The sequence below is a fragment of the Frigoribacterium sp. PhB160 genome, assembly GCF_003751785.1.
Taxonomy (GTDB): Bacteria; Actinomycetota; Actinomycetes; order Actinomycetales; family Microbacteriaceae; genus Frigoribacterium.
This window is the reverse complement of the sequence record NZ_RKIE01000001.1, coordinates 420,810-446,998: the sequence shown is the minus strand read 5'-3', so window position 1 is coordinate 446,998 and position 26,189 is coordinate 420,810. Positions and strand designations below refer to the sequence as shown.

Here is a 26,189-nt window from a genome sequence, read left to right as displayed (position 1 = left end):
CGCGCGTGCGGCAGAGTGGTGTCCGATGAACGACGCCACGGAGACGAGCCCCCCGCCCGCGACCACCACCCTGCCCGACGGCCGACCGCCGGCGGCGGCGGCGACGGAGGCCGCGCCTCCGGCGGGGGTCTCGACGGGCGACCCCGCCGCGCCCGACATCCGGCTCGTGGTCAGCGACATGGACGGCACCCTGCTCGACGGCGAGGGCCGCGTGCCCGACGGGTTCTGGCCGCTGCTCGACGAGCTCGAGGCCGCGGGCGTGCTCTTCGCCCCGGCCAGCGGTCGGCAGTACCAGACCCTCGCCGCCGTCTTCGGCGAGCGCCCCGGGCTCGTGTTCATCGCCGAGAACGGGACGAACGTGGTCCGCGACGGGCAGACCGTCGCGATCGAGCCGCTCGACCGGGCCGCCGTCGCGCCCGTCGTCGAGTGGGTGCGGCGGACCGCCTCGGGCGCGGTGCCCCTCGGTGCCGGCGGCACCACCGGCGGCCCGGATGCGGGCCACGCCGACGTCGGGCTCGTCGTCTGCGGTGCCCGCACGGCGTACATCGAGCGCACGGACGACGACTTCGTCGCGCACGTCCGCCGCTACTACGCCGCCCTCGAGGTGGTCGACGACGTCGTCGCCGCGTCGGCCGACGACCCCGTGCTGAAGCTCGCCGTCTACGACTTCGGCTCGGCCGAGGGACGCACCGGGCCCGCCATGCGCGCCCTCGCCGCCGAGACGGGCATCGGCCTCGACGTCGTCGTCTCGGGCGAGCACTGGGTCGACGTCATGCGCTCGGGCATCAACAAGGGCCGGGCGTTGGCCATCTTGCAGGACTCCCTCGGCATCGGACCCGACCAGACGATGGCCTTCGGCGACTACCTCAACGACGCCGAGATGCTCGACGTCGCGACGCACTCGTACGCGATGGCGAACGCCCACCCGTCGATCGTCGAGCGCGCCCGGCACACGGCGCCGGCGAACACCGAGCACGGGGTGCTGACGACGATCCGGGCGGTGCTGCCGCACCTCGGGACGTAGGCAGGGCCGCCGCCCGGGCGGTGAGCGCGACCGACCGCGCCGAGCGCGCCGTCGCCGACCGACCCGTCGGTCACTGCCGGAGGTACGCGTCGACGAACAGGTCGCCCCGGATCGCCCGCAGCCGGTCGAGCAGCAGCGGCACCGTGCCGCGGTTCAGCCCACCCACCTGCAGGTCCCAGGGCCCGAGCGCGGGCAGCTTGCCGGTGCGGAGCCGCACGACCTCCCACCCGACGGCGCGCAGGGCGCGGTCCTTCCGCCGATCGGCGTCCTCGCGCCTGCCGACGTGCTCGAGTCCGTGCCGACCGGTCGAGTCGTACTCGATCGCGACGCGGAGCTCGGGCAGCACGATGTCGGGCCAGGCCTCGACATGGTCGAAGAACGGCCGCGCCAGCCGGACGGCGGTGAGGCCCGGGGTGAACTCGAGCCGCGCGGTGAGGTCGGCTCGCAGCCGCTCCTCGACGGCGGAGGCCGGAGGAGGCGCGCAGACGCTCGCGAAGGGCTCCCCCGGCGCCAGCGTCGGGGTCTTGACGCAGAGGACGGAAGTCGTGGTCCGCGCCGCGGAGCGCACCGGGGCCCGCGTCACGGCGCGCGGCGCGACGACCCGGTCGGCCCTCGACGGTCGGGACGGCGCCTCGGGGTCGCGTCCCGACACGGGCCTGCCCAGCACCGGGCCGGCCCCGGGCAGGCGGACCGTCTCGGCCATCGGCAGGCTCGGGGTGCGCGGAGCGGCGAGCTCGGCGCAGCTCGGGCACCACGACGAACGACGCCGTTCACGGCCGGGCCGGTGCCGCTGCTCGTCGGGCGTCGCGACGAAGACGTGGCCGACGTCGCACTGCCAGGTGAGCCATACGTCGGCCGCCGGCGGCACCTGGCTCAGCACGACGCCGTCGTTGAACTCGGGGCGGTACTGCCGGATCAGCACGGGGAAGGACGCCCACGCTGCCCGGAACTCGCCGACGGCGTAGGGCACGTCGAGGCCCCGCGACCAGCGACGTCGCGCCCACCACCTCGAGATCGGTTCCGGCACCCGGGCAGGCTACGGGCGGCCTCCGACACTCGCGCACGAGGTCGGAGGCCGCGCACCGGCCTCAGGCCGCGAGGAACTTCTCGGCGGTCCGCAGCCCGAGGGCCATGATCGTGAGCGCCGGGTTCGCCACCACCGCGCTCGGGAACACCGAGTTGTCGCACACCCACAGGTTCGGCACGTCGAAGCTGCGCCCGTCGGGGTCGACGACCGCCCGCTCGGGGTCGGTGCCCATGCGGCAGGTGCCGATCGTGTGCGCCGTGCGGGCGAGCACGCGGATGTCGCTCGCCCCCGCCGCCTCGAGGATCGAGGTCATCGTGGCGACGGCGTGCTCGTCGATGGCCTTCTCGTTCTCGCCCGGGGTGAACGTGACGACGGCCTTCGGCACGCCGAACGCGTCGACCTCCGCCGGGTCGTCCGACAGCACGAGCCGGTTCTGCTCGTACGGCAGGCACTCGGCGTTGATGCCGACCCCCGACATGAAGCGGTACTTGCCCATCGCCTCGACGAGCTCGCGACCCCACAGGCCGGCGCCGCGCGCGAGGGTCGTCGCCAGGGTGAGCGGCATCACGCCGAGGCTCTGGATGAGGTAGCCGCCGGCGAAGTCGTCGCCCTGCGGGCGGTAGAAGTCCTCCGAGATGATCGACGACGGGTAGCCACGATGGCTGCGCATCTCGCCCTCGAAGGTGCCCCAGACCTGCGTGGCCCCGTGGGCCATGAAGTTGCGGCCGACCTGTCCGCTGCTGTTGGCGAGGCCGGTGTGCAGCAGCAGGCGCGGGGTCTCGACCCCGCCGGCGCAGAGGAAGAGCGCGGCGCAGAGCTGTCGGTGCTCGACGCCGTCCTGCACGTAGACGACGGCACGGACGTGGCCCTCGTCGTCGAGCTCGATGCCCGTCACGGTCGCCTCGGCGCGGATCTCGGCGCCGTCGGCGACGGCGGCGGGCAGGTACGTCGTGTCGGTGCTGACCTTGGCCCCGTTCCGGCAGCCCTGGTGGCAGGCACCGCAGGCGACGCAGGCGTGCCGGTGGCCGCCTCCCTGCTGGTCCCGGTCGTGGGTGACGAGAGCGGCGGGCGCGTCGGTCGCGGTGATGCCGAGCGACGCGCAGGCCGCCATCATCATGTCGCTCGACGCGTTCCGCGCCGCCGGCGGCAGGAGGTACGAGCGTGAGTCGTCCCACGGGTACTCGGCCGGGCCCGAGACGCCGACGAACTCCTCGACGCGCTCGATGTACCCGATCAGCTCGGCGTGGTCGATCGGCCAGTCCTCTCCCTCGCCGGTCAGCGTCTTGAGGGTGAGGTCACGAGGGTCGGGGCGGGGCGTGAAGGCGCCCCAGTGCAGCGTCGAGCCGCCGACGCCTCGGCCGCTGTTGTTCTGGCCGAAGGCGGTGGGGGTCTCGCCGCCGCTCAGGCGCTCGTCCATCCAGTTGATGACGACGGCCTCGGTCTCGTCCGGGGTGAACTGCGTCGGGTCGAAGTTCGGCCCGGCCTCGAGGGCGACCACGCGCTTGCCGGCCGCGGCCAGCTCGGCGATGATCGGGGCGCCGCCGGCACCGGTGCCGATCACGACTGCGTCGACGACCTCGTCCTGCGGGTACCTCGTCATGTCGTCGAGCTTCATCGGGCCATCTCCATCCGGGGCTCCCAGCCCTCTCGTTCGTCGGCACCGAGCCTCCGGAACCCCTGCATGCGCACGCCGTCGCCGCCGTTCGCGAACCCGTCGAAGCCGATCTGCTCCATCGTCGCCGGGTGCGAGAGCCAGTGCCGCACGAGGTCGACGCGGCAGTCCTCGAACCAGGCGGTCAGCTGCTCGACCGAGAGCGGGCGCGCCTCCTCCGGCTCGGGTGCGTCGTCGCCGCCGTCGGGCTGGTCGCCGTGGTGCGAGCTGCCGCCGCCGCTGTCGCCGTGGTGCTGCAGCTCGGGGTCGGGGTCGCCCGCCACGATCGCCGTCACGAGCTCGACCTGCTGGGCGGCGGTGCGGTCGGCGAAGTCGGCGAGGGCGTCGAGCGCCAGCCGGTACGCCTCGGGGTCGGGCGGCAGGTCGGCGTTGCGCCACCCGTCGCCCTCCCCCCGGGCGAGCTGGGCGTCGACCCGGGCCGCGAGGTCGATCGCGCGGCTGCCCGCGTCCTGCGGAACGACGACGTCGGCCAGCGAACGCAGGGTGCGGAGCTGCTCCGCGCTCAGCACCCGGGGCTCGTAGCGCGGGTCGTCGGCGAGGGCCCGGCGGGCCAGGATGCCACGCGTCTTCGCGCTCGTGCGCGGCCCGGCGATCGTGGCCGAGAAGTCGGGGCTCGGGCTCGGCGCCCGACCGGCCTCGTCACGCCAGAACGCGCCGACCGCGTCGGCCACCTCGTCGGGGCGCTCGAGCGGGAGGAGGTGCCCGGCGCCGTCGAGCACCAGGTGCCGGGCGCGGGGGTAGGTGCGTCCGTTGAGCGCACGCTGCGCCTCCGGACCGAGGTCGCCGTCGGCGCCGCCGGCGACGATCAGCGCGGGCACGTCGAGCACGCCCACGTCGGGCGACCAGTCTTCACGGCTGCCCTGCTCGAGCCAGGCGAGCCACGCCTCGCGGGAGGCGCGGCGCACGTCGGTCGTCATCCGCCCGTCGTCGGCGGGGTCGAGGGGCGCGCCGACGTTGGCGTCGACGAACTCACGGGCGGCGGCCTCGTCGAGCTGGCCTTCAGCCGCCCAGCCGAGCATCGTCTCGCGGCGCTCCTCGTCCATGGGCTCGGGGCTGGTCGGGCTGGCCGCGAGGAGGACGACGCCGGCGAGGCCGTAGAGGCCGTTGGCGCCCGACAGGGTCTGCGAGGCGACGACGGACGAGATCTTGCCGCCCATGCTGTGGCCGACGAGCAGCCAGCGGGTCGCCCCGTTCTCGTGGATGCGCCGGGTGACCTGGCGCACCATGTCGTCGACCGTCACGCCGCCGCGGGTGTCGTCGGCGGCGTCGCCGAAGCCGGGCAGGTCGATCGCGACGACGTCGAGGGTCTCGGCGAGGTGCGCGCGGAGCCCCTCGAACTCGAGGGCGGACGCGCCGAGCGCATGCAGGCAGAAGGCGGTGGGGCGGTCGTGCGGGCGGGCCGTGGGGCCGTCGATCGGGCGCGCCGCGTTCGTGATGCCGGCGCCGGCGATCGTCGTCGTGGGGCCCCCGGCGGAGGGGTGGTCGGTGGGGTGGGTCAAGGCGGCTCCTCGTGGTCGCGGCCCTCGTCGGACAGCTCCTCGACGGTACGACCGGGCGGCTGACCTCGCTCGCAGCGGGGCGGCTTCGGGGGACAGCCGACCCGCGGGTCGGCCTGGGGAGGACGGATCAGGCCGGAGGCGCGGGGCCGTCCCCGGCACCGCCCACCCGGACTGGGGGCCGCGCCGCACCCCCCTCGTCACCGACGATCGACGGAGCCGCCGCAGCCCTCGGGACGCGGTGGTGAGGGGAGCCTCCCCCGCCCACTACCATCGAGCGACCGCACCGCCCCGGGGAGACACCGCATGAACGCCGCCGACCAGCACCCGGCCCTCCCCGACGTGGCGATCGCGCCCGGCGCCTCCGGCGTCGTGCGCCGCGGCACGGCACCCACCCGCCGCGAGGACGACGTCGCCTCCGTCGTGTGGGACACCGCCCTCGAGGCACGGCTGCGCGTCCTCCCCCAGGGCTGACGACCGACCGGCCGGGCCGGCGGGCTACGCCGCGTCGGCCGTGTCGCCGAGCGGCACCGCGGGCGCCCCGGGCAGCGCCGGCTCGGTCTCGGCGGGCTCCGTCGCGGCCGCCTCCGACCGCACGGCCACGATGCCGGCGACGATGACCGCGCCGCCCACGAGCTGCAGCGGCGTCAGCTCCTCGCCGAGCAGCAGCCAGGCGTAGAGGGCGGCGGCCGCGACCTCGAGCAGGCCCACGAACGAGGCGAGGCGCGACCCCAGCATCGACCCCGCGGTGATGCTCGTCGCGTAGGCGACGGCCGTCGACACCACGCCGACGACGAGCATCGGCTGCCACCACGGCACGACGGCGCCCAGCACGACGACCGGGTCGGTCGACGCGGTGAAGGGCACGAGCCCCGTCAGCCCGAGCAGGCCGAGCAGCACGGCCCCGACGAGCAGCCCCGAGGCGGCGAGCGCGACGGGCGGCAGCCCGTCGCCGGGCAGGGCGGCGAGGACGAAGTACCCCGCGCAGCAGACCATGGCCCCGACGGCGAACGCGACGCCGACGAGGTCGAGCGAGCCGCCCCCGCTCGGGGAGACGACCAGCACGAGGCCGACGGCGGCCACGGCCGACCCGACGAGCACGACCCCGGCCGGGCGACGGCGGGTGGTCGCCCACGCGACCGCGACGAGCAGAAGCGGCGCGAGGTACTCGATGAGGATGGCGGTGCCCACGGGGATGTGCTCGATCGACGCGAAGTAGAGCACCTGCGTGCCGGCGACCCCGACGACGGCCATGCCGAGGACGCGCCAGCGGGCCCGCCACAGTGCCGCGGACCGGCCGCGCAGCAGCACGAGCGCGAGGGGCGCGAGCAGCAGGCCGCCGATGAGGGCCCGGAGCGTGACGGCCGCGACCGGGCTCCAGCCGCTCTCGAGCAGCGGCTTGACGAAGGGCCCCGAGACCCCGAACGAGGCCGCGGCGACCACCGCGACCACGAGACCGGTGGAGAGCTGACGACGCGACACGGCGACTCCTCGACTGTCAGGGCCGTACGACCGATGGGTCATGACGAACACCTGCTACCGCGAGGTTAGACTCCCCGGAGGAAAGGAGTCAAAATGTTTTTCGCCCCTGACACCGAGGACGTGCTCGACTTCGACGCCGCGATCGTCAACACCGTCGCCGGCGCCACGCGGTCGGGCGACGACGAGCTGGCCACGAGGGGTCAGCTGGCGGCGCTGATGGCGACCTTCCGCTTCTCGGGCCGGCTCGACGGCGACGACGCCGAGCTCGACGACGTGCGACGGGCCCGCACTCGCCTCCGGTCGCTCTGGACCCTGGAGCGCGACGCGATGGTGCCCGAGCTCAACGCGCTGCTCGCGGGCCTGCACGCCGTGCCGCGGCTCGAGCGGCACGACGACCTCGGCTGGCACGTGCACGCCACCGCCCAGGACGCGCCCCTCGCCGACCGGATCCTCGTCGAGGCCGCCCTGGCGCTCGTCGACGTGGTGCGCACCGACGAGTGCGGACGGCTGCGGGCCTGCGCCGCCGACGACTGCGAGGGCGTGCTCGTCGACCTCTCGCGCAACGGCTCGAAGCGGTTCTGCAGCGTGCGGTGCGGCAACCGGATGAACATGCTGGCCTTCCGCGAGCGCCGGGCCGCCGAGGCCTGACCCGCCGGGCGCGACCGAGGCCCCGCCCGCGGGTGCGGACGGGGCCTCGGGACAGCCGGGGAGGCGCGGGTCAGTACCCGGCGCCGCTCCCGTCGCCGGCACCCGCGTCGCCGAGCAGGGCCCGGCTTCCCGAGACGCCGAGCCTCGTCGCCCCCGCCGCGACGTACGCCTGCGCGTCGGCGAGGGAGCGGACGCCGCCCGAGGCCTTGACGCCGAGGCGCCCGCCGACGGTCTGCGCCATGAGCTCGACGGCGTGCACCGTCGCGCCGCCGGTCGGGTGGAAGCCCGTGGACGTCTTGACGAAGTCGGCGCCGGCCGACTCGGCGGCCCGGCAGGCCGCGACGATCTCGTCGTCGCTGAGCGCGGCCGACTCGATGATGACCTTGAGCACGGTCGGGGCGGGGACGGCGGTGCGGACCGCGGCGATGTCCTCCTCGACGGAGGCGAAGTCGCCGGCCTTGGCGGCCCCGACGTCGATGACCATGTCGACCTCGTCGGCGCCGGCGGCCACGGCCTCGGCGGCCTCGGCGGCCTTGACCGCGCTCGTGTGCTTGCCGCTCGGGAACCCGGCGACCACGGCGATCTTGAGGTCGGCGCCCTCGGGCAGCACGAGCGGCAGCATCGACGGCGAGACGCAGACGGAGTAGGTGCCGAGCTCGACGGCCTCGGCGACGAGCGCGTCGACGTCGGCGCGGGTCGCCTCGGGCTTGAGCAGGGTGTGGTCGATCATCCGCGCGACGTCGGCGGCGGTGGGCGCGGCGGCGCCGGTGGTGGGGGTGGTGTCGGTCATGCGTCGATTCTCTCTCGTGGGTGGCGGGTCGTGGAGCAGGCGGTCGCTGCCGAGCAGGTCAGGCGCGCTTGCCGCGCTGGTCGAGCACGTGGTTCATGACGAGCGCGGCGACGAGGATGAGGCCCGTCACGACCATCTGGAAGAACGAGCTCAGCCCCATCAGGTTGAAGAGGTTCCGCAGCACGGAGAGCAGCAGCACGGCGATGAAGGTGCCGGCGACGCCGCCCTTGCCCCCGAACAGGCTGGTGCCGCCGAGCACGACCGCGGCGATGGCGTCGAGCTCGAGTCCCTGGTTGGCGGTCGGCTGCCCGATCGTCAGGCGCCCCGTGAGGAGCACCCCGGCGAAGGCCGCGAGGCCGCCTGAGATGACGTAGACGCTCGTGAGGATGCGGTTGACCGGCAGGCCGGAGAGGCGGGCGGCGTCCTTGTTGCTGCCGACCGCGTAGACGTACTCGCCGTAGGTCGTGCGCTTGAGCACGAAGGCGACCACGACCGTGACGAGGATGAAGAGGACGCCGACCACGGGGACGCCCGCGATCGACCCGGCGCCGAGGAAGCGCAGGCCCGTGGGGATCTCGGAGGTCGTGGGCGTGCCGTTCGTGGTCAGGTAGGTGACGCCGCGGACGCTCTGCAGCGCCGCCAGGGTCACCATGAACGCGGGGAGCTTGAGGTAGGCGATGAGGCTGCCGACGACCCCGCCGCTGACGACGCCGGCGCCCACGGCGAGCAGCACGGCGATCGGCCAGGGGACGCCGAGGCCGATGAAGATCGCGACGAGCATCCCGGCGAGCGCGGCGACGCTGCCGACGGAGAGGTCGATGCCTGCGGTGAGGATGACCACGGTCATGCCGATCGCGACGATGCCGACGAGGCTCGACTGCTGCAGCAGGTTGGACAGGTTCTGCTGCGAGAGGAACTCGGGAGCGACGATCGACGCCACGATGAACAGCACCACGAAGATGATGAGCAGGTTGAACCGCACCAGGAGCGCCTGGCGCTGCTGGCGGCCGGTCGCCCTGCCCGGCACGAGTGGCTTGCGCGGACCCGAGGGACCGGCTCCGCCGCCGCTCCCTGCGGCACGGGTCGGGTCGGTGATGACGGCGTTGTCAGTCATGGTCGATGCTTCCTGTCACGACGGCGCGGGCGATCTCGGCCGCGGGCGTCTGGTGGGGTTCGTACTCGGCGACGTTGCGGCCCTCGTGGAGGACCCAGACGCGGTCGCAGTTCTCGGTGAGCTCGGACAGCTCGCTGCTGGCCATCAGCACTCCGACGCCGGTCGCGGCGAGCTCCCGCACCTGGGCGAAGAGGTCGGCCTTGGCGCCGATGTCGAGGCCGCGGGTCGGCTCGTCGAGCAGGAGGAGGTCGATGCCGCGGGCCATCCACTTGGCGAGGACGACCTTCTGCTGGTTGCCGCCGGAGAGCTGGCCGACGGCCTGGTCGACGCTGGCGTACTTGACGCCGAGCCCCGCGAGCGGACCGGCGGCGACGCGGCGGGCGGCCGCGGCCGGGTTCAGGCCGAAGGGCCGCAGGGCGGCGAGGCCGGCGTTGCGGAGGATCGAGAGGTCGAGCAGGAGGCCCTGGCGCTTGCGGTCCTCCGGCACGAGGCCGATGCCGAGGGCGACGGCCCGCTGCGACGACATGCGCGTGTGCCGGCGGCCGCGGAACGTCATGTCGAGCGTCGCCGACGAGTCGCCGAAGACGGAGGCGAGCAGAGTCGTCCGACCGGCGCCGCCGAGACCCGCGAGGCCGACGATCTCGCCGGGTCGGACGCGCACGCCGCGGACGTCGAGCACCCCCGGGATGACCGCGCTCTCGACGTCGAGCAGCTGCCCGGCGCCCGTGAACGGCGGCCGCGTCGTGCTCTCCGACTCGGCCAGTTCGCGCCCGATCATGGCGTCGACGAGGTCGCGCTTGCTGACGTCGGCGACGGCGTGGGTGGACACGGTGCGGCCGTCACGCATGACCGTCGCCCGGTCGCCGATCGCCTTGACCTCGTCGAGGCGGTGCGAGATGTAGATGATCGACCGCCCCTCGGCGACGAGCTCGCGGATGACGTCGAAGACGGCCTCGAGGTCGTGCTCGGTGAGCGTGGCGGAGGGCTCGTCCATGACGATGACCCGCGCGTCGCTCGTGAGGGCCCGGGCGATGGCGGTCAGCTGCTGCTCCGAGACGGAGAGCGATCGCACGACGGCCGAGGGCGAGAACGTGCCCCCGACGCGGCGGATCGCCTCGGCGGCGAGCTCGGTGCGACGCCGGTGGTCGACGAGCGGTCCGCGGGTGGGTGCGTGCCCGAGGAAGAGGTTCTGCGCGACCGTCAGGTCGGGCACGAGGTCGAGCTCCTGGTAGATGGTCGCGATGCCGGCGCGCACCCCGTCGAGCGGGCTCGAGAACGAGACGAGCTCGCCGTCGAGGGTGATGGAGCCCTCGTCGGGCACGTACGAGCCCGACAGGATCTTCATCATCGTGCTCTTGCCCGCACCGTTCTCGCCGAGCAGGCAGTGCACCTCCCCGCGGGCGACCTCGAGCGACGCCCCGTCGCACGCCCGCGTGCCGGGGAACGACTTCACGATGCCGCTCATGACGAGGGCGGGCACGGCGGTGCCGGCCCCTGGGGACGTCGAGGAGGCGCGGGGCGACGCCGTCTCGTCGGTCGCGTCTCCGTCGACGCGCGTCGCGGCCTCGGCCACGGGTCTCGGTACGGTCATGTCAGTGCTCCAGGACGGCCCGAGCCGCGGCCTCGTCCGTGACGAGCACGGAGCAGAGGCCGCTGACGAGGGCGGCGGTGATGATGCGGGACTTCGCGGCGCCGGCGGCGACCGCGACGCTCTGGGGGTGGGCGCGCAGGTCGTCGAGCGTCAGCCCGACGGTGCGGCTCTCGACGTCGTCGTCGGCGATGCCGCCGTCCGTCGTCACGTAGTGCCCGAGGACGTCCCCGACGGCGCCGGCGCCGCGCAGCCTCAGCAGCTCGTCGGCGCCCACGGCGCCGCTCTGCACGAGCACGCTGCGCGGGCCGAGGGCCCCGAGCGAGAACAGGAGGGCATCGGCGGCGCGGGCGCTCTCGAGCACCTCGACGACGAAGTTCTCGCCGTAGAGGGCCTCCCGCGTGCCGACGTGCTCGACGATGGCCGGCACGGGCAGCAGGGTCGCACGACCGTCGCCGCTGTGGGCGATGCTCAGCGCGACGTTCGCGGCCGTCGTCGGGCGGACCGAGCGGCTGATCCCGCCGTTGACCTGGATGACCTCGATGCCGTGCGTCCACCCCTGCGGCAGGACGGCCGCGACGCCCTCCATGGTGTTGCCCCACGAGACGCCGAGGGTGCGGAGCCGGTCGCCGTGCGACCGCAGCCACCCCGCGGCGGCGAGCGCGACGTGGGCGTGGCCCTGCTCGTCGTCGTCCGGCGTCGGCACCACGACGCAGGCGCCGAGCCCGAACCTCGTGCGGAGCTCCTGCTCGAGGTCGCTCTTCCGAGCCTGGGGGTGCACGACGCGGATCTGGACGATCCCCTCCGTGCGGGCCTCCTCCAGGAGGCGCCCCACCTTCCAGCGCGTGAGGTGCAGGTCTCGCCCGATCTCCTCCTGCGTGCGGCCGCGCTCGTAGTACGACTGCGCCACCGAGAGCAGCAGCTCCGACCGGTCGGGCTCGCTCCCGACGCCCAGGGCGCTCATCGGAGCGCCGCGCTGCCCCGGACCCCGGGGACGAGGAGCGAGCGGGCGTCGGACGGCAGCGACGCCGCGGCGGTGCGACGCGCCTCCTGGCGGGCCGCCGTCGCGTGCATGACGGGGGTGAGCGCGCCGACGAGCTCCACGTAGTCGTCGTACGTCTCGCGGTAGACCTCGTGCCGCGCCGAGTCCGGCGTGAGCACCCGGGTGCGCGGAGCGAAGAGGGTCGCGCCCTCGTCGAGGCTGCCGACCAGGCCGGCGCCGACCGCGCCGATGACGGCGCAGGCGCGGAGGGTGAGGTTGTCGCCGTCGACGATCTCGGCCTCCCGGCCCAGCACGTCGACCGTGACCTGCTGCCACAGCGCGTTCTTCTCGATGCCGCCCGAGAAGACGAGCCGGTCGCACGAGACCCCGGCGCGTTCGAAGGAGTCGACGACGCCGCGCGTGCCGCAGGCGACGGCCTCGACGGCCGCCCGGTAGAGCTCTTCCCGGGTCGTGCCCAGGGTCAGCCCGACGACGGCGCCGCGGAGGCGTGCGTCGCGGTAGGGCGTCCGGTTGCCCATGAAGAAGTCGAGGGCGCGGAGGCCGTGCACCTCGGGGTCGACGGCCGAGGCGCCCTGGATGAGGCCCGGCAGGTCGTCGCGGGCGACGCCCATGATGCCCTCGCCGACCCATTTCAGGACGGAGCCGCTCGTCACCTGGCCGCCCTCGACGAGCCACTTCGAGGTGCGGAGGGCCTGCGGGTACGGCCCCCACACCTCGGTCGTGGCGACGGGGGCGTCGACCTCGGCGACGATCGCCGACGACGTGCCCGAGACGAGCGAGACGAGACCCTCGCACTCGCCGCCGCAGGCGAGCAGCGACACGTGCGCGTCGATCCCTCCCACGGCGACCGGAGCGCCGGGCTCCAGCCCGAGCTCGTGGGCCGCCCCACGCGTCAGCTCGCCCGCGACCGAGCCCACGGGCACGACCGCGTCCGGCAGCTTGTCGGCGAGGCCCTCGACGCCGAGGGCGGCGTAGAGCTCGACGGGGAAGCGTCGGGCGATCGGGTCGTAGTTGTACTTGCAGACCGCGTTCATCTGCGACCCCACCCAGCGACCAGTGAGCCGGAAGGTGAGGTAGTCGATCGCCTCGACGACGCGCGCGGCGCGCTCGTACGTCTCGGGCTCGTTCTCGCGCAGCCACATCGCCTTGGGCACGAGCCACTCGGCGGCGTCCGAGCCGCCGGACCAGGCGAGCACCGGGTGCTCCGCCGCGAGGTCGGCGGTGCGGCGGGACTGCGCGGAGGCGCGGGAGTCCATCCAGAGGATCGCCGGACGGAGCGGCGTGCCGGCCTCGTCGACGACGGCCACCGTGGAGGCCGTCGTCGCGGAGGCGAGGGCGACCACGGGCCCGGCGGTACGGCACGCGTCGGTCGACAGCAGGGTGCGGGCGGCGTCGACGAACGCCGACCACCACTCCTCCGGGTCCTGCTCGGCCCACCCGGGTCGGGGGAAGGAGGTCCGGTACGGACGGTGGACCGAGCCGAGCGACGTCCCGTCGTCGGTGAAGGCGCCGACCCGTGCGCCCTCGGTGCCGAGGTCGATGCTGAGGAGGACGCCCACGTCAGTCCCCGTTCGGCATGAAGATCACCTTGGAGCTGTGCTCCGACCGGGCGCCGAGCACCTGCATCATGTCGGGCAGCGCCGACAGCGGCAGCTGGTGGGTGATCATGAACTCCCACTTGAGCTCGCCGCTCGCGAGCTTCTCGGCGGCCGTGCGCCACTCGTCGCCGGGGAACGGGGCCGAGAAGCTGTTCCACGACCCGTGGAGCGTCACCTCCTGGCGCAGGAAGGTGTTGAAGGTCTCCTTCGACAGGGTGACCTCGGCGTGCGGGATGCCGATGAAGACGGCGTGGCCCTTCGGGCCGACGAGGCCGGCGGCCATGTCGACCGTCACCGGCACGCCGGCCGACTCGAGCACCACGTCGAAACCGCGGCCCGCCAGGGCCTTCGCCTCGTCGTGGGTCTTCACCGCGTGCGTGGCACCGGCCTCGATCGCCATCGCCGACTTCTCGGCGCTGAGGTCGATCGTCACGATCTCGCCCGCGCCGGCGAGCTTCGCCCACTGCACCCCGAACAGGCCGATGGGCCCGGCGCCGACGACCAGCACGCGTTGGCCCGTGCGGAGGCCGGTCTTCCAGAGCGCGTGGAGCGCGATGGCGGCGGGGTCGAGCATGGCCGCGGCGCGGGGGTCGATGCCGGCCGGCATCTTGAGCAGGTTGCCGACGGGCGACACGACGTACTGCGCGTAGGCGCCGTTGCTGCGGCTGCCGAAGTAGTCGTAGTCCACGCAGAGGCCGAAGTCGCCCCGGACGCAGAAGTCGCAGTGTCGGCACGGGATGAGGGGAGGCACCGAGACCAGGTCGCCGAGCTCGAAGCCGGTGACGCCCTCGCCGAGCTCGGCGACGTGGCCGCTGAACTCGTGGCCGCAGATGATGGGCATCACGTAGCCGCCGTTGCGGAGCATCCGCGGGATGTCCGACCCGCAGACGCCGCAGGCCGCCACCTCGAGCAGCACCTGGCCGGGGCCGGGACGCTCGACGGGGGCGTCCTCGACGCGGATGTCGCCCGGCGCGTACATGACCGCCGCCGTCATGGTCTCGGGGATCTCGTGCCCTGCCGCGGCAGGCCGCGGTCCGGCCTCGGTGCTGTCGGTGGTCGTGGTGTCGATGGTCACTTGGTCGCCTCCGCGAACGTGGTGGTGCCGACCAGGGTCGACGCGTTGTCCTTGCTGATGAGTCCGGTGCCGGCGTCGACGAACTCGTCGACCGCCTCCCCGCGGGCCACCGAGCTGGCGGTGTCCACGGCGGACGCCCCCTCCGACCCGGGGTCGTTGACGGCGGTCGCCACGTACTGGTCGCCGTCGGCGATCGCCTCGACCGCCTCCATGAGGCCGTCGACGCCGAACACCTTCACGTCGCTGCGGCCGTTCTCGCCGAGCACCTGCATCGCCCCGAGGGCCATGTCGTCGTTGTGGGCGTAGACCGCCTTCACGTCGGGGTTCGCCTGCAGCAGGTCCTGCATGGCCGTGACGGCCTCGCTGCGCACGTAGTTCGCGTAGGGGCCCTCGACGACCTCGATGCTCGGGACGGCGTCGACCGCGTCGTGGAAGCCGGCGCTCCTCGCCGCCGCCACCGCGCCTCCGGCGTCGCCCTGGATCTCGACGACCGTGCCGCCGGCGTCGCCCAGCGTCGCCACGAGCTGGTCGCCGACGAGCTTGCCCATCGCCTCGTTGTCACGGCCGACGAACGACACCGCGCCGCTCTCGACGGGGCGGTCGACCGTGACGACCTGGATGCCGGCCGCCTCCGCCGCCGCCAGCGCCGGTGCGATGCCCTTGGGGTCGACCGGGTTGATGATCAGCACGTCGACGCCGCGGGTGATGAGGTCCTGCACGTCGTTGTTCTGCTTCGTGACGTCGCCGTTCGCGTCGACCATGAGCAGCTCGTCGCCGTTCTCCTCGGCGCGGGCCGACGCCGCGTCGCTGAGCGACACGTAGAAGGGGCTCTGCTGGGTCGCCTGGCTGAAGCCGATGGTGAGCGCGTCGTCGGCGGCGACCGTCTTGACCGCGGTGCCGGCCTCGCCGGGGACGGAGCAGCCGGCGAGCGCCAGCGTCGTGGCGGCCACGACGGCGGCCACGGGGATCGTGCGTGAGAACTTCATCGTTCCTCCTGGAGAGAGGCCCCTCGTTGGGCCTGCCACAAGGTAGGTCGCGTCTCGAGGACGGGTCAACATCCGCGCAGGAGTTTGCTCATGTGAGCAACGACGGCTGGCCTGACGCGCGCGGCGACGCGGCCGGCACCGAGAACGGCGAGTTCTCTCCGAGAGGGCGGCGCCAGGTCAGTTGGCGCAGCGCACCGTGGCACCGAGACCGAGCACCGAGACGATCCGTATGCCCGTGGTGTTGGATCCCGGCTTGGTCCAGCCCGACCCGTCGTTCGTGCGGAGGGTGACCGGGTACACCGTGCCGAGGTCGAGCAGCCCGACGTTGTTGTACGAGATCGCCCGGGTCGCTCCGGGGAAGTCCTGCGTGGCGGAGCCGATCGTCACGGTGAAGGACGCAGGGTCGCTCGCGGGCACGCTCGTCGGGTAGCTCCACGAGATGACGACGCCGCTGTTGGACGTCGAGTTCACGCACGTCACCGCTGTCGCGGCCGGCACCGTGTACGCCGTCATGGTGCTCGTCGGCGAGGTCGTCCTCGCGCCGAAGGGGGCTGCGAGCGCCTCCGCGGGCAGCAGGAAGCCGATGCCGGCGGCCCCGACGACCACGGCGGTCCCCGCGGCGGCGGCGCGCAGGCGGCGTCGGCGGCGCTCGAGGCGGCGGAGCTCCCGCCTCGTGCCGCTGGCGTGCGCCGGGACCGGGTCGGAGGGGGTCGCGGAGGCGACGGGCGACGGGTGGGTGGGGCGCGCCTCCTCGTGGCCGTCGAGCGGGGGGACGCGCGGGCCGGCGTCGTCGCCGCCGTCGGCACCGGGGGCGACCGGGCCGCGGCGGAGGGGGCCGTCGAGGGTGGTCAGGGCGAGCACCACGGCGAACGCCGCGACGACGAGCGCCAGGCGAGACCATTGGCCCTCGCGGGCCCAGACGACGGGGAGGCCGACGGCCGGCACCCGGACCATCGCCACGCCGTGCACCGCGCTGCGCTCCACCGGCGTCGAGTCGAGCTCGGGGTTGGCGTCGCCCTTGGTGACGACGAGGCCGTCGACGCCCGGCTCGGCGAAGCGGTGCAGGCGCAGGTGACCGGCCTGGTCGGGGTCGTCGAAGAGCAGCACCTGGCCGGGCTGGAGCGACGTCTCGGCGACGGGGCGGGCCACGACGACGTCGCCGACCTGGATGCGCGGTTCCATCGAGCCGGTCATCACCGTCGTGGGCTGCCAGCCCAGCACGAGCGGGGCGACAGCCCAGAACGCGAGGCCGAGCAGCACGGCGACGAGCCCGCGGGCGACGGTCGCGACGCCGATGCGGGCCCAGTCGGCGGCGTCGGGGCTCGTGACGACGGCCGCGGCACCTGCTGCCGCGCCGGCGGCCGCCGTGCCCGCGGCCGCGCGTCGCCCGGGCAGGGCGTGTGCGGGGTGCGAGCTCACGACGGCCTCTCGTCCGGGGGCGGGTGCGGTGGGCGGTGCGGGGCGGGGGCGGTGCGGGCCTGCTCCCCCTCCGGCCGAGGGCGGGTCTTCGTGCCCGCCCTCGGCGAAGGGACTCGGCGATGAGGACCCGGCCGACCGACCGGGGCCCGAGCCGGAGCGGGCCCGGGCGGGGCCTAGTTGTTCTGGGCCTCCCAGGTGAAGCCGAGCGAGGTGGTCGCGCTCTGCAGCGAGTTGGCGGCACCGGCGGGCAGCGACCAGGTGAAGCGGTAGACCTTCGACTCGCTGGCGGCGCCGGTCGTGGTCCACGGCACGGCTCCCGTGGCGAAGTTCGTGCGGGCCGCGGCGAAGCCGGCGACCGTGCCCGAGTAGACCGAGCCGCCCGTCGCGTCGGCCGCGAAGCCGGTGCACGAGCCGAAGCCGCCTCCGGTGCCCTGGTCGACGGAGAGGGTCAGGGCGGAGCCGAGCGGGGTCGCGGGCGTGCCGCCCGTGCCGTAGAGGACCACGTTCGACGGCAGTGAGCCGGTCGAGGTGACCTTGATGCAGTTCGAGCCGGACGCGCCGGGCTTGATGTTCGTGACGGTGAACAGCGCGGCGTTCGAGTCGTCGTCGGCGAGGACGACCGAGCCGGCCGTCCAGTTGCTCGTGGGGTTCTGGGTCGTCGCCGAGAAGGCCGAGTACGACGCCGAGGAGACGAGCACCCCGGAGACGACGAGGGCGACGGGGACGCCGATGAAGGCGGCGAGGCGGGCAGCGCGGGGCGTGGCGATGGGCATGGCGAGGTCCTGATCCTGGAACGCGGCGACACCGACGGCGGGGTCACGAGCAGCCTCGCGACTGGTGAGGTCGCCGTGGGGCCACGTCGCCCGAGAGTGGTGAGGTCTCGGCGTGCGGTGGTGGTTCGACAATCAAGATAAGTCATCCTCATCCGCTCGACAAGAGGTGTCATCGCCCCCCGAACGGGGCGGTGCGGAGCCCCGACCGCCCGACCGGCGGCGGACCGGTCTCGCACCAAGAGGTTAGGTGAGGCTACGCTTACCCGGTGCTCACCCAGGACCCCGCCCCACCGACGTCCCGCGGCGACCACCCCCGCACCCGCTCTGCCCGCTCTCCCCGCACCGTCCGCGTCCCCCGCACGGCCGGGGGCGGCCGCGGCCCCCGCGCCCTCCGCTCCCCGGCCCCCGCGGCCCTGGCGGTCCTCCTCGCCCTCGCGCTCGCGGTCGCCGCGGCGAGCCTCGTCCTCGGCAGCAACCTCCTCCCCCCGCAGACCGTCGCCGCGGCGCTGCTCGACCCGGCCCGCGACGTCGGCTCGGTCGTCTGGGGCTCGCGCGTGCCGCGCACCGTGCTCGGCCTGTTCGTCGGGGCCTGCCTCGGCCTCGCGGGCGCCGTGATGCAGGGCCAGACCCGCAACCCGCTCGCCGACCCGGGCCTGTTCGGGGTCTCCGCCGGGGCGAGCCTCGCCGTCGTCGTCGGGGTCTACGTGCTCGGCACCAGCTCCGTGCTGACGACGCTCTGGCTCGCCCTCGTCGGCGCGCTCGTCGCCAGCGTCCTCGTCTTCACCGTCGCCGCCCTCGGCCGCGGCCTCGCCAGCCCCGTCCCCCTCGCGATCGCGGGCTCCGCGGTCTCGGCCTTCCTCGTCGCGATCACCTCGTACCTCGTCCTCTCCGACGAGACGACCCTCGCCGCCTACCGCATCTGGGTGGTCGGCTCGCTGTCCGGCCGCACCCTCGACGGCTTCGGGGCCGCGTTCGTGCCCGCGCTGCTCGGGGTGGTGCTCGCGGCGCTCAACGCCCGCTCGCTCGACACGCTCGCCCTCGGCGCCGAGCTCGCCCGCGGCCTCGGCGAGCACCTGCTCCGCACCCGGCTGATCGGACTCGGCGCCATCACGCTGCTGACGGCGAGCGCCGTCGCCCTCAGCGGACCGATCGGCTTCGTCGGCCTGACCGCCCCGCACCTCGCGCGCGCCCTCGTCGGCGGCGACCACCGTCGCCTGCTGCCCGCCTCGGCCCTCGTCGGGGCCGTCGTGCTGCTCGCCTGCGACGTGGTCGGCCGCCTCGTCGGCGGCACCGCCGAGGTCTCGGTCGGCGTCGTCCTCACCGTCGTCGGCGGCGTCGTGTTCATCCTGATCGTCCGCCGCGGGAAGACGGCCGCCCTGTGAGCGCCTCGACCACCCAGCCGCAGCCGCAGCAGACGCCGCCGACGCCGACGCCACGACAGAAGGAGGCGCGGGTCGCCGCCCCGACCCCGCCCGCCGACCGACGGGGGCCGGGACGCACCCGCCGCACCCGTCTCGTCGTGGCGACCGGCGCCTCCGTCGTGGTCGTCGTGCTGGTGTCGCTCGTCGGCGTCGCCGCCGGCTCGTCGTCGCTCGGCCTCGGCGACGTCGTGCGGACGCTCGTCGGGCTCGGCACCCCCGCGCAGGAGCTGATCGTCGTCGACCTGCGCCTGCCCCGCGTGGCCGGCGCCCTCGTGGTCGGGGCATGCCTCGGCCTCGCCGGCGCGCTCACCCAGACCTTCGCGCGGAACCCGCTGGCGACCCCCGACATCCTCGGCGTCACGTCGGGCGCGGGCCTCGGCGCCGTCTCGGCGATCGTGCTCGCGGGCGGCAGCTACGCCGTGACGGGCGGCCTGCTGAGCGTCGGCGTGCCCGTCGCGGCCGTCGTCGGCGCCCTCGTCACCTCGGTCGTCGTCTACGGGCTCTCCTGGCGCGGCGGGGTCGACAGCTACCGGCTGATCCTCGTCGGCATCGGGGCGACCGCGACCCTGACCGGCCTCACGACCTACATGATCGCCCGCGCGCAGATCACCGAGGCGGCCGCCGCGACGCAGTGGCTCGTGGGCAGCCTGTCGGGCATCTCGTGGGCGAGCGTCTGGCCGGCGCTGGTCGTGCTCGCCGTGATCGGACCGCTCGCGGCCACCCAGTCGTCCGCGCTCGAGGTGAGCCAGCTCGGCGACGACCTGTCGACGGGGCTCGGCGTCGCGGTGCAGCGCCACCGCATCGTCGTGCTCGCCTGCGCGGTGCTGCTGACCGCGGCCGCGGTGTCGGCCAGCGGGCCCCTCGAGTTCGTCGCGTTCGTCGCCCCCCAGCTCGCCCGGCGCCTCACCGGCACCGGGCGCCCGCCCCTGCTCGCCTCGGCCGTGACGGGCGCCTTCATCGTCGTCGCGGCCGACCTCGTGACCCGGGCGGTGCTGCCGAGCGAGGTGCCGGTCGGCATCCTCACGGCGATCATCGGCGCGCCCTACCTGATCTGGCTGCTGATCCGCGGCCGACGAGAGGATCGATCGGCATGACCGGCACGACCGACGAGACCACCCGCACCGCGACCGCCCCGAGCCCGGGAGGCGCGGGCCCCGCCCCCGAGACCGCCGGCGACCCGCTCGTCGGCGCCGCGCCTCCGGCGCTCGCAGCCCGGGGCGTCACCCTGTCGTACGAGCGCGCCGTGGTCCTCGAGGGGCTCGACCTCGAGGTGGCGAGCGGGACGGTGACGACCTTGATCGGGGCGAACGGGAGCGGGAAGTCGACGATCCTCAAGGCGTTCGGGCGACTGCTCGCACCGACCGCCGGACACGTGGAGATCGACGGCGCGCCGGTGCGGTCGCTCTCGGGCAAGGCGGTCGCGCGACGGCTGGCGATCCTGCCGCAGAAGCCGCTGACCCCGTCGGCGACGACCGTGCGCGACCTCGTGTCGCGGGGGCGGCACCCGCACCAGAGCCTCCTCACGCCCTGGACCGCGGCCGACGCCTCCGCCGTCGACGATGCCCTCGCGGCCACCGGCCTGGCCGAGCTCGCGGCGCGGGACGTCGGGACGTTGTCGGGCGGTCAGCTGCAACGGGCCTGGCTGGCGCTCGTGCTGGCCCAGCAGGCGGAGACGATCCTGCTCGACGAGCCGACGACGTTCCTCGACCTCAGCCACCAGCTCGACATCCTGCGGCTCGTGCGGTCGATCAACCGCTCGCGCGGCGCGACGGTCGTCATGGTGCTGCACGACCTGACCCTGGCGGCGCGCTACTCCGACCGGCTCGTCGTGATCGGACGCGGCCGCGTGCTCGGCGACGGTGCGCCGTGGGACGTGCTCACGCCCGAGGTGCTCCGCGACGCGTTCGACCTCGACGCGCTCGTCATCCCCGACCCGACGAGCGGAGCGCCGCTGGTCGTGCCGCGGGACGCGTAGCCGGGCGGGCCGGGTCGCGCGGGGCGGGGCGGGCCGGGGCGCACCCCGCATCACGGATTCATCACGACCCCGTCACCCGTCTCGCCCTGGCAAGTTAGGTTAGGCTAACCTTGCTCACGTGAACATCTCGACGGCAGCACGCCGCCCCCTCCGCCTCCTCGTCCCCCTCGTCGCCGCAGCCCTGGTGCTCGGCACCGCCGGCTGCGCCACGCAGGCCGGGCCCGCCGAGGGCGGGTCGTCCGACTCCGAGTGGAGCTTCACCGACGACACCGGCACGACGGTCACCCTCGACGGACGTCCCGAGCGCATCGCGAGCTACACCGACTACGCGATCGGCCTCATGAGCTACGGCGTCGAGCCCGTCGCCCTGTTCGGCCGCTACGACGTCGCGAGCGACGAACGCCTGGCTGACTACGACATCTCCGACACGGCGATCGTCGGCAACTCGTACGGCGAGGTCGACCTCGAGGCCCTGGCCGAGTCGGCTCCCGACCTCATCGTCGCGGGCATCTACCCGGCCGACCGCGAGGGCACCCTCGACCTCGAGGGGCCGCTCTACGGCCTGGCCGACGCCGAGCAGCAGGCGCAGCTCGAGAAGATCGCCCCGATCGTCGCCATCGAGGTCGGGGGCGCGGGCATGGACGTCATCGACAGCCTCAACAGGCTCGCCGAGGCCCTCGGCGTGAGCGACGACACCATCGCCGAGGCCGAGACGGAGTTCGACGCGGCCGCCGCCGACCTCAGCGCCGCGGCGGCCGAGAGCGACCTCGAGGTCACGGCGATGTACGCCGACGCCGACGGCGTCTACGTCACCAAGCCGATGGACGAGCCCGAGACCGAGCTCTACTCGAGCCTCGGGGTGAAATACACGAACCTGCACCCCGACGGCTACTACTACTGGGACATCTTCAGCTGGGAGAACGCGTCCCAGATGATGACCGGCGACGTGCTGCTGGTCAACAACGAGGGCTACCAGAACGCCGACCTCGAGAAGCAGCCGACCTTCGCCTCGCACCCCGCCCTCGTCGCCGGCCAGTCGCACGACGGCTGGTCCGGCGGCGCCCTCGACTACCGCTCGCAGGCCGCCCACATGACGGAGCTCGCCGAGATCCTCCGCTCCTCGACGGCCCTGTAGGCCGCAGACCCACCAGCGCCGGAGGCGCGGGCCGGCTCCCCCGAGGAGCCCGCCCGCGCCTCCCCGTCGTCCCGCACCGCGGCGCCCGACCCGCACCCGCGCGGCCCCCTCAGGCCCCGGCGAGCCCCGCCGCGCACGGCCGGCCCGCACCCGGACGGCCCGCGTTCGGCCCGCGCCGCCCGAGCCGCGCTGCGCGCCCCGCTCCGCCCGCACCCCGCGAACCCGCACGCACCCCACGGCGCGCCCGAGGGTGCGTGCGGGTCTCGAGGGTGCGCGCGGGTCTCGAGGGTGCCGCGGGTCTGGAGGCTGCGCGCGGGTCTGGGGGGTGCGCGCGGGTCTGGAGGGTGCGTGCGAGTCTCGAGGGTGCGTGCGAGTCTCGAGGGTGCGTGCGGGTGCACGCGCGCCGGCGGGCGGCGCGGGCCCCGCCCGCCGGCGGGCCCCGCAGGCCCCGGCGAGCCGCGCCCGCCGGCTGGCCGACACCCGGGGCAAGCCCCCGAATCCCGGGGCAGATCCATTCGTGAGCATGTGTCAGCCTGGGGTCACCCGATGTCGTGCCGCCCGTGGCAGCCCCTCGTCGTCAGCGCCGTCGACCCGACGACGAGCCGACGACGCGGTGCCCGACGCGCGCGGCGCGGACGAGGAGCAGCGGCGCCCCTCCGTCACCGGCTGTCGGGGCGTGGCCGAACGCGACCCGAACCGGGCGGCCGCGCCCCGGCGAACCACCCACCCGGAGCCCGGCAGGTTCACCCCCTCCTCCGCCCGGTCGTCCGACGTCACACGCGCAGGCGGCCGATAGCCTGGACGTCGCCCGAACGTCGGATCGCCACCGCGAGACGCGGTCGCCGGACAGCGTCCGGCTCCCCCTCCCCTGACCGACGCGACGTCGGGTCCGACGGACGCCGGGGGGCACATGGACGACGACACGCACGCAGGCGACGACGCGCACGCTCGGGACGACGCACCGACCCCGCGGCCGAGCACCACGGTGAGCTCCGTCGACGACCACGAGATCATCTCGGTCGCCGTCGAGCGCCTCGTCGACTCGGCCGACGACCTCGCCTACGGCTCGAGCGCCTCGACGGTCGACGAGCTGCTCGCCGCGCGGCCCGGCCTCGGCGACGACGACCTCGTGCTGCTCGACCTGCGCCTCGGCGACGGCTCGTCCCCGGTCGGCAACGTCCGGCGACTCACCGCGACCGGCGCCCGCGTCGTCGCGTTCACGTCGGGCGAGAGCCCCTACCTCGTCCGGCTGGCGGCGACGACCGACGCCCTCGGCGTCATCTCGAAGTCGACGAGCGGCCCCCAGCTGCTCGAGCTGCTGCGTCGGGCGGCCTCGGGCGCCCCCGTCGTGTCGACCGAGTGGGCCGCCGCCCTCGCCTCCGACCCCGCCCTGCCCGACGCCGCGCTCAGCCCGCGCGAGTCGGACGTGCTCGCCCTCTTCGCCGCGGGCAACAAGGCGCAGGTGGTCGCGACGACGACGGGCATCTCGGTCGCGACGGTCGACGACTACGTGCGGCGCATCCGCGACAAGTACGCCCGCGCCGGACGCCCCGCGCCGACCAAGGTCGACCTCTACAAACGGGCCGTCGAGGACGGGTTCCTGCCCCTGCCGGGCGACGGCGCGTGAGCGAGGCCGCACCCGCCCGCGAGCCCCGCCCCGCGCGCGCGCCTCGGCCCGCGCGCGAGACGCACCCCGCCCGGGAGCCCCGTTCCGCCCGGGACGGCGCCGACCGCGTCGTCGGCACGGCGTTCGGCGCCGGGGCCGTCGTCTTCACCGCCCTCGCGGCCCCCTCCGCGCTCGACCAGCAGGGCGTCTTCCACCCGGCGTGGTCCGTCGCCGCCGTGGCCGTCGTCACGCTCCTCCCCGCGGCGCTCGGGGTGCTCTCGCTGCTCGGGCGCCTGCGTGCCGCGGCCGTCCTCGCGCGCCTGGTCGCGATCGGCTACCTCCTCGTCGTCGCGACCGTGCCCGTCGCGGTGGTCGGCGCGGGCCTGCCCGCCGGCCCGGCGGGACCGTGGGTCTTCGGCCTCACCGCCGTCGGCACGACCGCCGCCGCCCTCGTCATGCGCTGGCCGTGGGTGCTCGTCGTCGTGGCCGGCGTCAGCGTCGGGGTCACGGTCGGCGGTGTGCTCGTCCACCCCTCCGCGGCCGAGGCGCTGCCGACGGCCGTGCAGGACGGCGTCTACGCCGTGGCGTTCGACCTCCTCTTCGCCTCGTTCGTGCTGCTGGCCCGCCGCTCGGCCGCCCAGGTCGACGCCGCGGCCGCCGACGAGCTGGTCGCCGCCGCGGCCGCCGCCTCCGCCGACGCGCGCCGGGCCGAGCGCGTGCGGGTCTCCGCCCTCGTGCACGACCGCGTGCTCGGCACCCTGCTCGTCGCCGCGCAGGCGCCCGAGGGGCTCGCCCACGTCGCGGCCGCCGACGCCCGCCGCGCGATCCGCGACATCGACGAGCTCGTCACCGCCGACGCCCCCTCGCGACCGGTCTCGGGCCGCGACCTCGCCTGGACCCTGCAGGCCGACCTCACCGAGCTCGCCCCCACGGCGGAGTTCTCGCACGACGTCGTCGCGGCGCCCGACCTGCCGGCCCGGCTCGCGACCGCCGTCCGCGAGGCCACGAGGGAGGCGCTGCGCAACTCCCAGAAGCACGCCGACGTCCCGGACCGGTCGGTCGGGCGAGCCCTCCACGTCGAGGTGCGGGCCGACGGCAGCGGGGCCGTCACCGTGCTCGACGACGGCCGCGGCTTCGTCGTGGGCGGCACCCGGAGCGACCGGCTCGGCCTCTCGCAGGGCATCCGAGAGACGGTCTCGGCGCAGCCCGGGGCCCGCGTGGTCGTCGTCTCGCGACCCGACGTCGGCACGCGCGTGCAGATCGACTGGCGGGCGCCGTGAGCGGCGAACAGCGGGCCGGCGGCGCGGCCGCCGAGGGCACCGCGGTCGTCGAGGGGGCTCGGCCGCGCGGGGGCTCGACGGCGCCCGGTCCGCTCACCCTGCCGATGCCCGCCGCCGCCCTCGTGGCCGCCGTCGTCGTCCTGACGCAGGTCGTGCTCGCCGTGATGTCGGCCGGGGCGGCGCGCAGCCCGGTGCAGTGGCTGGCGCTCGTGCTCGTCGCCCTCAGCGCCGTCGTCTGCGTGCGGCGAGGCGACCGGCGCCTGACGCGGGCGGGTGCGTGGGTCGTGGTGGGCGCCTCCGCGGCGGTGGTGCTCTCGACGCTCGACAGCATCCCCACGACGGGCGAGCCCGCGGGGTACTCCGCCTGGGCGCTCGGCGCCGTCACCTTCTCGCTCACCGGGGTCGCGGTCCGGGGCCGCAGCCGCCTCGCCTGGGTCGGCATGCTCGTGGTCGTCGCGATCGTCGTCGGCTGGGCCGAGCTCGCCGGGCCGGGCGCGGCGGCGGGGGCCGGACTCGTCGTGCGACACGTCGGCACCCTCGCGATCGGCACCGCCTTCGCCGTCGGAATCGCCCGGCTCGGCGCCCGCCTCGACCGCCTGCACGCCTCCGAGCGCACCCGCTGGGCCGAGGTCGAGGCCGAGTCGGCGCGCGCGGACGAACGACGGCGCGAGGCCGACCGCCTCGTGCGCGTCGCCCGGCCCGCCCTCGAGCGCATCACGACGGCGAGCCCCACCGACCCCCGGCAGCGACGGGAGTACGAGGCCGTCGAGGCCGAGCTCCGCGACGCGCTCCGGGCCCGCTCGTTCGCGGTCGGACCCGTCGCCGAGGAGGCGCGGGCCGCCCGCCTCCGCGGCGTGAGCGTGCTGCTGCTCGACGACTCCTCCACCGAGGTGCCGGAGGCCGTCGGCGACGAGGTGGCCGCCTGGGTCGCCCCCCTCCTCGCCGCCGAGACGGGCGAGTCGTTCACGGCCCGCCTGACGAGCGCGGGGACCGGCGACGAGCGCGGCTGGGCGGTCACGGTCGTCGGCGCGGCAGGTCAGCACGACGCGACCTTCCTCGCGCGCTGACGCCGGCCTC

The 26,189-nt window shown here is 75.0% G+C and carries 23 protein-coding genes; 10 read left to right on the top strand and 13 right to left on the bottom strand.

The window, feature by feature from the left end:
* The first annotated feature begins 25 nt into the window (after positions 1 to 25).
* The gene (locus EDF38_RS02100) at positions 26 to 1,024 is read left to right on the top strand and encodes a Cof-type HAD-IIB family hydrolase (RefSeq protein ID WP_123353735.1); all 999 of its coding nucleotides are present in this window, start codon (positions 26 to 28) and stop codon (positions 1,022 to 1,024) included.
* Between the two features lie 70 nt (positions 1,025 to 1,094).
* Here the strand turns inward: EDF38_RS02100 and EDF38_RS02095 are convergent, their stop codons facing one another.
* The 3 genes from EDF38_RS02095 to EDF38_RS02085 form a co-directional block, all read right to left on the bottom strand.
* Positions 1,095 to 2,051 carry a hypothetical protein gene (locus EDF38_RS02095; protein WP_123353734.1) on the bottom strand — a complete coding sequence of 319 codons (957 nt, stop codon included), beginning with the start codon at positions 2,049 to 2,051 and terminating at the stop codon, positions 1,095 to 1,097.
* A 61-nt stretch (positions 2,052 to 2,112) separates the two neighbouring features.
* Entirely contained in the window at positions 2,113 to 3,666 is a 1,554-nt protein-coding gene (locus EDF38_RS02090) for a GMC family oxidoreductase (protein ID WP_123353733.1), read from the bottom strand.
* Positions 3,663 to 5,222: an alpha/beta hydrolase gene (locus EDF38_RS02085; protein WP_148061430.1), complete on the bottom strand. Its 1,560-nt coding sequence runs from the start codon at positions 5,220 to 5,222 to the stop codon at positions 3,663 to 3,665. The genes EDF38_RS02090 and EDF38_RS02085 overlap by 4 nt, the downstream gene beginning before the upstream one ends.
* Before the next feature lie 303 nt (positions 5,223 to 5,525).
* Between EDF38_RS02085 and EDF38_RS15790 the strand changes: the two genes are divergently transcribed.
* Positions 5,526 to 5,693 (top strand): hypothetical protein, encoded by a 168-nt coding sequence (locus tag EDF38_RS15790; protein ID WP_158613301.1) that lies wholly within the window; start codon positions 5,526 to 5,528, stop codon positions 5,691 to 5,693.
* A gap of 24 nt (positions 5,694 to 5,717) precedes the next feature.
* On the opposite strand, the gene EDF38_RS02075 is transcribed toward EDF38_RS15790, so the two are convergent.
* Positions 5,718 to 6,701 (bottom strand): DMT family transporter, encoded by a 984-nt coding sequence (locus tag EDF38_RS02075; protein WP_199734555.1) that lies wholly within the window; start codon positions 6,699 to 6,701, stop codon positions 5,718 to 5,720.
* A gap of 93 nt (positions 6,702 to 6,794) precedes the next feature.
* Here EDF38_RS02075 and EDF38_RS02070 point away from each other — a divergent pair, with 93 nt between their 5' ends.
* Positions 6,795 to 7,349, top strand: coding sequence for a CGNR zinc finger domain-containing protein (locus EDF38_RS02070; protein WP_123353729.1), 555 nt, complete (start codon positions 6,795 to 6,797; stop codon positions 7,347 to 7,349).
* A gap of 70 nt (positions 7,350 to 7,419) precedes the next feature.
* Here EDF38_RS02070 and deoC read toward each other — a convergent pair whose 3' ends face one another.
* The 9 genes from deoC to EDF38_RS02025 form a co-directional block, all read right to left on the bottom strand.
* Positions 7,420 to 8,139: a deoxyribose-phosphate aldolase gene (deoC, locus tag EDF38_RS02065; protein WP_123353728.1), complete on the bottom strand. Its 720-nt coding sequence runs from the start codon at positions 8,137 to 8,139 to the stop codon at positions 7,420 to 7,422.
* 58 nt (positions 8,140 to 8,197) lie between these two features.
* Complete coding sequence (locus EDF38_RS02060; RefSeq protein WP_123353727.1) at positions 8,198 to 9,253, bottom strand: ABC transporter permease; 1,056 nt, start codon at positions 9,251 to 9,253, stop codon at positions 8,198 to 8,200.
* On the bottom strand, positions 9,246 to 10,844 hold the full coding sequence (locus EDF38_RS02055) for a sugar ABC transporter ATP-binding protein (RefSeq protein WP_123353726.1): 1,599 nt from the start codon (positions 10,842 to 10,844) through the stop codon (positions 9,246 to 9,248). Before EDF38_RS02055 ends, EDF38_RS02060 begins: the two co-directional genes overlap by 8 nt.
* A gap of 1 nt (position 10,845) precedes the next feature.
* The gene (locus tag EDF38_RS02050) at positions 10,846 to 11,805 is read right to left on the bottom strand and encodes a sugar-binding transcriptional regulator (RefSeq protein ID WP_123353725.1); all 960 of its coding nucleotides are present in this window, start codon (positions 11,803 to 11,805) and stop codon (positions 10,846 to 10,848) included.
* Complete coding sequence (locus EDF38_RS02045) at positions 11,802 to 13,403, bottom strand: ribulokinase (protein WP_123353724.1); 1,602 nt, start codon at positions 13,401 to 13,403, stop codon at positions 11,802 to 11,804. Before EDF38_RS02045 ends, EDF38_RS02050 begins: the two co-directional genes overlap by 4 nt.
* 1 nt (position 13,404) lies before the next feature.
* On the bottom strand, positions 13,405 to 14,517 hold the full coding sequence (locus EDF38_RS02040; protein WP_199734554.1) for a galactitol-1-phosphate 5-dehydrogenase: 1,113 nt from the start codon (positions 14,515 to 14,517) through the stop codon (positions 13,405 to 13,407).
* The gene (locus EDF38_RS02035; RefSeq protein ID WP_123353723.1) at positions 14,514 to 15,503 is read right to left on the bottom strand and encodes a substrate-binding domain-containing protein; all 990 of its coding nucleotides are present in this window, start codon (positions 15,501 to 15,503) and stop codon (positions 14,514 to 14,516) included. The genes EDF38_RS02040 and EDF38_RS02035 overlap by 4 nt, the downstream gene beginning before the upstream one ends.
* 177 nt (positions 15,504 to 15,680) lie before the next feature.
* Positions 15,681 to 16,922, bottom strand: coding sequence for a signal peptidase I (locus EDF38_RS02030; RefSeq protein WP_123353722.1), 1,242 nt, complete (start codon positions 16,920 to 16,922; stop codon positions 15,681 to 15,683).
* A 173-nt stretch (positions 16,923 to 17,095) separates the two neighbouring features.
* A complete protein-coding gene (locus EDF38_RS02025; protein ID WP_123353721.1) occupies positions 17,096 to 17,695 on the bottom strand; it encodes a hypothetical protein in 600 nt (199 codons plus the stop codon).
* 266 nt (positions 17,696 to 17,961) lie between these two features.
* On the opposite strand from EDF38_RS02025, the gene EDF38_RS02020 reads away from it, so the two are divergent.
* From EDF38_RS02020 to EDF38_RS01990, 7 genes are all read left to right on the top strand, one after another.
* On the top strand, positions 17,962 to 19,077 hold the full coding sequence (locus EDF38_RS02020; RefSeq protein ID WP_233572135.1) for an iron ABC transporter permease: 1,116 nt from the start codon (positions 17,962 to 17,964) through the stop codon (positions 19,075 to 19,077).
* A complete protein-coding gene (locus tag EDF38_RS02015) occupies positions 19,074 to 20,210 on the top strand; it encodes an iron chelate uptake ABC transporter family permease subunit (RefSeq protein ID WP_123353720.1) in 1,137 nt (378 codons plus the stop codon). Before EDF38_RS02020 ends, EDF38_RS02015 begins: the two co-directional genes overlap by 4 nt.
* On the top strand, positions 20,207 to 21,091 hold the full coding sequence (locus tag EDF38_RS02010) for an ABC transporter ATP-binding protein (RefSeq protein ID WP_123353719.1): 885 nt from the start codon (positions 20,207 to 20,209) through the stop codon (positions 21,089 to 21,091). The genes EDF38_RS02015 and EDF38_RS02010 overlap by 4 nt, the downstream gene beginning before the upstream one ends.
* A 118-nt stretch (positions 21,092 to 21,209) precedes the next feature.
* Positions 21,210 to 22,226 carry an ABC transporter substrate-binding protein gene (locus tag EDF38_RS02005; protein WP_123353718.1) on the top strand — a complete coding sequence of 339 codons (1,017 nt, stop codon included), beginning with the start codon at positions 21,210 to 21,212 and terminating at the stop codon, positions 22,224 to 22,226.
* A 985-nt stretch (positions 22,227 to 23,211) separates the two neighbouring features.
* On the top strand, positions 23,212 to 23,853 hold the full coding sequence (locus tag EDF38_RS02000) for a response regulator transcription factor (protein WP_199734553.1): 642 nt from the start codon (positions 23,212 to 23,214) through the stop codon (positions 23,851 to 23,853).
* On the top strand, positions 23,850 to 25,112 hold the full coding sequence (locus tag EDF38_RS01995; RefSeq protein ID WP_123353716.1) for a hypothetical protein: 1,263 nt from the start codon (positions 23,850 to 23,852) through the stop codon (positions 25,110 to 25,112). The genes EDF38_RS02000 and EDF38_RS01995 overlap by 4 nt, the downstream gene beginning before the upstream one ends.
* Positions 25,109 to 26,179: a hypothetical protein gene (locus tag EDF38_RS01990; protein WP_123353715.1), complete on the top strand. Its 1,071-nt coding sequence runs from the start codon at positions 25,109 to 25,111 to the stop codon at positions 26,177 to 26,179. The genes EDF38_RS01995 and EDF38_RS01990 overlap by 4 nt, the downstream gene beginning before the upstream one ends.
* The last annotated feature ends 10 nt before the right edge of the window (positions 26,180 to 26,189 follow it).

Bases quoted from the DNA above. Each gene is read 5' to 3' on its own strand.
- EDF38_RS02025 (WP_123353721.1), bottom strand. From the start codon at position 17,695: ATGCCCATCGCCACGCCCCGCGCTGCCCGCCTCGCCGCCTTCATCGGC.
- EDF38_RS02060 (WP_123353727.1), bottom strand. From the start codon at position 9,253: ATGACTGACAACGCCGTCATCACCGACCCGACCCGTGCCGCAGGGAGC.
- EDF38_RS15790 (WP_158613301.1), top strand. From the start codon at position 5,526: ATGAACGCCGCCGACCAGCACCCGGCCCTCCCCGACGTGGCGATCGCG.
- EDF38_RS02090 (WP_123353733.1), bottom strand. From the start codon at position 3,666: ATGAAGCTCGACGACATGACGAGGTACCCGCAGGACGAGGTCGTCGAC.
- EDF38_RS02100 (WP_123353735.1), top strand. From the start codon at position 26: ATGAACGACGCCACGGAGACGAGCCCCCCGCCCGCGACCACCACCCTG.
- EDF38_RS02055 (WP_123353726.1), bottom strand. From the start codon at position 10,844: ATGACCGTACCGAGACCCGTGGCCGAGGCCGCGACGCGCGTCGACGGA.
- EDF38_RS02035 (WP_123353723.1), bottom strand. From the start codon at position 15,503: ATGAAGTTCTCACGCACGATCCCCGTGGCCGCCGTCGTGGCCGCCACG.
- EDF38_RS02070 (WP_123353729.1), top strand. From the start codon at position 6,795: ATGTTTTTCGCCCCTGACACCGAGGACGTGCTCGACTTCGACGCCGCG.
- deoC (WP_123353728.1), bottom strand. From the start codon at position 8,139: ATGACCGACACCACCCCCACCACCGGCGCCGCCGCGCCCACCGCCGCC.
- EDF38_RS02010 (WP_123353719.1), top strand. From the start codon at position 20,207: ATGACCGGCACGACCGACGAGACCACCCGCACCGCGACCGCCCCGAGC.
- EDF38_RS02050 (WP_123353725.1), bottom strand. From the start codon at position 11,805: ATGAGCGCCCTGGGCGTCGGGAGCGAGCCCGACCGGTCGGAGCTGCTG.